The organism is Vibrio sp. 1580 (assembly GCF_033340055.1).
Genome location: NZ_JAWOVT010000039.1, coordinates 1 through 4,416, shown reverse-complemented (window position 1 = coordinate 4,416; position 4,416 = coordinate 1). Strand labels below are relative to the sequence as shown.

The window sequence follows — 4,416 nt, the reverse complement described above, 5'->3', positions numbered from 1 at the left end:
TTCTTTTAGTTGTTGATTTCATAACACTCTCCAATTTTGGGGGTGGAAAGTGTCAACCTTATTTAGGACGGCACAGTCATTCTGCGAAAAGCCACCGTATATCGGTGGCTTTTTTATTGCTTTCTCCCGATAGAAGTATCAGAATGAAGGAAATGTTATCGGGAGGTTAACATGCAACAAGGAATGTTGTCGTCATTACTCCTGAGCTTGTCACTTATCACTCTACCTGCGACATTATCTGCCAAGGAAATGCATGAGTCTGTAGTAGAACAGTGGCTTCAGGATACTCAAATACAGACTAAAGTCTCTGAACTGCTTGATTACGCTGTCAGAGATGAAGTCGACTCGCTTAAATTTGCCCTTGATAGACTTGCTTTGCCTCAACAAGAGGTGGTGCGCTTTCAATTATTGGAAAAGCTTGAAAAGCAAGATGTGATTCTCACGCCTCGAATGGCTCTGTTTGTTGAGTCCCAGATCCGTATGACCCCGACTTATCAAGTGTTAGAGCGAGGTGATGGGTATGAATTTAGTGTACCCGCTTTTAACTTTCCCGTTATTGCGAGTCGCTTGATTAAGCGTTGGAAACAAGACCAAAGTACCTTGGACTTTGTCTTACAAGCTGAACGAAGAGAGCTTAACTTAAAGCAATGGCTTACAGGGCCATCTCAACAAGCTCAAGCGCGTGAAGCGCTTTTGATTCGAGAGTTAGACGGCTTATCACCCAATGCGCTTGCTGCATTAGCGGCCCAGTTAACCAAAGCAAATGTGACCAGTTGGTTACCATCGACGGCCGTGATAGTCAGGTTGGCACAAGTTAGTCAGGATGAGGAAGTGTACAACTTACTCTGGCGGATGAAAGCTGATTACAACAGCCAGTCCGAACTTGAGCGTTTAGCTGCGGTTGGAGACGTTTTTTCCATTCAGCAATTGATGAATGCCACAGTTAACCCATCACTCAAGCCAGAAGCTATTAGTCTACTTACAAAATCTAACCCTCTATCTCCGCAAGTAAAGCAGTTTCTAGTTAGAAAAATGGCGTTATCAGAAGAAGCAACCATGGTTGCTCGAGAGCTTGCTCAACAAGGGCATCAAACCTGGTTGGAAGAGTTAGTATCTTCGAACCATCAGATAAAGACTCGGCAGATTGAACAAGTATTAAAGTAATCTGGCTCACATACCCACACAAAATAGGAGGATCTTAGCGTCCTCCTATTTGTTATACTGCGGACAGTTTAATCAGCCAGCATGAAGGCCTATGAGTTTTAAGGATTTACGCGAATTTATCGACCACCTAGAACAGAAAGGTCGACTTAAACGCATCACTCACCCTGTCGATCCCGCTTATGAAATGACAGAAATCAGCGACCGCACCTTGCGTGCTGGTGGACCTGCGCTGTTGTTTGAGAACCCAATCGGCTACGACGTACCTGTTTTGACGAACCTGTTTGGTACACCAGAGCGTGTCGCAATCGGTATGGGACGTGAAGATGTTAAAGAATTAAGAGAAGTCGGTAAGCTGCTGGCTTATTTAAAAGAACCTGAGCCACCAAAAGGCTTCAAAGACGCTTTAGAAAAACTGCCTGTGTTCAAACAAGTATTGAACATGCCGGCTAAGCGTTTACGTAAAGCACCATGCCAAGACATTGTTTGGCAAGGTGATGAAGTCGACTTGGATAAAATTCCGGTAATGAGCTGCTGGGCAGAAGATGTAGCGCCGCTGCTTACTTGGGGCTTAACCGTAACCAAAGGTCCAAATAAGAAACGTCAGAACCTAGGCATTTACCGTCAGCAGAAAATTGCCAAGAACAAAATCATCATGCGTTGGTTAGCCCATCGTGGTGGTGCGCTTGATCTGCGCGATTGGATGGAAACCAACCCAGGTAAACCTTTCCCAGTTTCGGTCGCGTTTGGTGCAGACCCAGCAACCATTCTTGGCGCAGTAACACCAGTGCCAGATACGCTATCGGAATACGCATTTGCAGGTTTGCTACGTGGAAGCAAAACGGAAGTCGTGAAGTCAGTCAGCAACGATTTGGAAGTGCCAGCGAGCGCGGAAATCGTGATGGAAGGTTATATCGACCCGAACGAGTTTGCTGATGAGGGTCCTTACGGTGACCATACTGGCTACTATAACGAAAAAGAAAAGCACCACGTATTTACTATTACGCACATTACTATGCGTAAAGACCCTATTTATCACAGCACCTACACAGGTCGTCCGCCAGATGAACCAGCTGTATTGGGTGTGGCATTAAACGAAGTGTTTGTGCCGATTCTGCAAAAGCAATTCCCAGAGATTGAAGACTTCTATCTACCGCCAGAAGGTTGTTCGTACCGAATGGCCGTCGTCACCATGAAGAAGCAGTACCCAGGACATGCCAAGCGCGTAATGATGGGCGTGTGGTCTTTCTTACGTCAATTCATGTATACCAAGTTTGTTATTGTGTGCGATGAATCGGTAAACGCACGAGATTGGAATGATGTCGTGAAAGCCATGTCAGAGCATATGGATCCTGTACGTGATACCTTGATGATAGATAACACGCCAATCGACTCGCTCGACTTTGCTTCACCAGTGGTTGGGCTTGGCTCCAAAATGGGCTTGGATGCGACCATTAAATGGGATGCCGAGCTGGCGACGCGAACCGAGGTCACTGAGCGAGACAGCAAAGCGATTACCGAAGCAGAACTAAATGAGTTGAAACAGCAACGCCCTGAGATTGTTGACGTCTATCTTCCAGTTACAGCAAACGACCAATTTGCTGTCGTGACTATGAAGAAAGACCAAGCTGGTCAATCCCAAGAATTGATGGAACATCTATGGGGCTTCTTTGCTCAGTACACGGATAACAAATTCATCATTTTGTGCGACGATGACGTTAATGCACGAGATTGGAATGACATCATTTGGGCGGTGACAACTCGAATGGACCCAGATAGAGACACGATTCAAGTGCTTGGTAAGACTGAGAGTTCATCCAAATTAGGACTGGATGCGACCAACAAGTTCGAATCTGAAGTCACGCGCGAGTGGGGTACGCCTATCAAAAAAGATCCTAAACTTGTGGCTAAAGTCGATGAGATTTGGGACCAGTTAGGTATTCTATGAGTCATCAAGTCCACCTTCTACCAATGGACGTTACATTCCAAGTAAAAGAAGGGGAGACGGTGTTAGAAGCTGCGCTCAACAACAATATTCGCTTCCCACACCGTTGCCAAGTTGGCGCTTGCGCCATGTGCATGTGTAAAAAGCTAACGGGCGAGGTGAGCTATCACCTCGAACCGATGCTAACCGAAAAAGAGCAACAGCAAGGTTGGATATTCCCTTGCCAAGCCTATACAGAAAGTAATTTAGTGCTTACTTTTGACGAGTAAGCGAGAGGAACACCATGACCATCCAATGTAAAGTAAAGTCTATTCAGCCGTTAGCTTGTAATACTTACCAAATCCTTCTTCATCCAGAATCACCAGTGCCTTTTAAAGCGGGTCAGTACCTAATGGTGGTGATGGGTGAAAAAGACAAACGTCCTTTCTCTATCGCAAGCAGCCCTTGTCGTCATGAAGGTGAACTTGAACTGCACATCGGTGCGGCGGAACACAACGCTTATGCACAAGAAGTTGTCGAAGCAATGCAAGCGGCGCTTGAAACTGATGGTCAGATTGAAATTGATGCGCCACATGGCGATGCTTGGGTTCAAGAAGAAAGCGAACGCCCATTATTATTAATTGCTGGTGGTACAGGCTTCAGTTACGTTCGCTCGATTCTGGATCACTGCGTAGCGCAGAATAAAACCAATCCTATCTATTTATATTGGGGGGCGCGCGATAACTGCCAGCTTTATGCTAAAGACGAACTGGTCGAGATCGCCGATAAGTTTGCTAACGTTCACTTTGTGCCAGTAGTAGAAGAAGCACCTGCAGACTGGCAAGGTAAAGTTGGTAACGTGCTACAAGCAGTAGCCGAAGATTTCGAAAGCTTAGAAAACTACGATATCTATATTGCAGGTCGTTTTGAAATGGCTGGCGCAGCACGTGAACAGTTCACTCAGAACAAGAAAGCGAAGAGCGAACGTATGTTCGCAGACGCGTACGCATTCATTTAAATACGGCTTTTGATACAGAAAAAGAGGGTTTTTTACCCTCTTTTGTGCTTTTTTGATGAAATAGTCACCGAACAGTCAGTTTTTTCCATTTTTTTTCAAAAAAGGGTTGCGAACGGATCTGAGTTCCCTATAATGCGCATCCACCGACACGGCAGACGCGATAAGGCTTCAGCAGGGTCGGAGAGGTGAAAGCTTCTACGAAAAATAAAATTGAAAAAGTGTTTGACACTGTCAATTAAATCGCTAGAATGCACCTCCGCTTTGAGAGAAAAACTTCTCGCAAAGCAAGCTCTTTAACAATATAGACCTATCA

General features: G+C 45.4%; 4 protein-coding genes. All 4 read left to right on the top strand.

The features are described from left to right. The first annotated feature begins 171 nt into the window (after nucleotides 1-171). The 4 genes from R7093_RS23815 to fre all read left to right on the top strand — a co-directional run bounded on the left by R7093_RS23815 (nucleotide 172) and on the right by fre (nucleotide 4,103). Nucleotides 172-1,164: a hypothetical protein gene (locus tag R7093_RS23815; RefSeq protein ID WP_005382878.1), complete on the top strand. Its 993-nt coding sequence runs from the start codon at nucleotides 172-174 to the stop codon at nucleotides 1,162-1,164. 91 nt (nucleotides 1,165-1,255) lie between these two features. Next, the gene (gene ubiD / locus R7093_RS23810; RefSeq protein WP_017633804.1) at nucleotides 1,256-3,109 is read left to right on the top strand and encodes a 4-hydroxy-3-polyprenylbenzoate decarboxylase; all 1,854 of its coding nucleotides are present in this window, start codon (nucleotides 1,256-1,258) and stop codon (nucleotides 3,107-3,109) included. Beyond that, nucleotides 3,106-3,375 carry a 2Fe-2S iron-sulfur cluster-binding protein gene (locus R7093_RS23805; RefSeq protein ID WP_009696789.1) on the top strand — a complete coding sequence of 90 codons (270 nt, stop codon included), beginning with the start codon at nucleotides 3,106-3,108 and terminating at the stop codon, nucleotides 3,373-3,375. Before ubiD ends, R7093_RS23805 begins: the two co-directional genes overlap by 4 nt. Before the next feature lie 14 nt (nucleotides 3,376-3,389). Continuing rightward, a complete protein-coding gene (fre, locus tag R7093_RS23800) occupies nucleotides 3,390-4,103 on the top strand; it encodes an NAD(P)H-flavin reductase (RefSeq protein WP_005382872.1) in 714 nt (237 codons plus the stop codon). Nucleotides 4,104-4,416: the final 313 nt, after the last annotated feature.

Coding starts and splice junctions, on each gene's coding strand:
- ubiD (WP_017633804.1), top strand. CDS start 1,256: ATGAGTTTTAAGGATTTACGCGAATTTATCGACCACCTAGAACAGAAA.
- R7093_RS23805 (WP_009696789.1), top strand. CDS start 3,106: ATGAGTCATCAAGTCCACCTTCTACCAATGGACGTTACATTCCAAGTA.
- R7093_RS23815 (WP_005382878.1), top strand. CDS start 172: ATGCAACAAGGAATGTTGTCGTCATTACTCCTGAGCTTGTCACTTATC.
- fre (WP_005382872.1), top strand. CDS start 3,390: ATGACCATCCAATGTAAAGTAAAGTCTATTCAGCCGTTAGCTTGTAAT.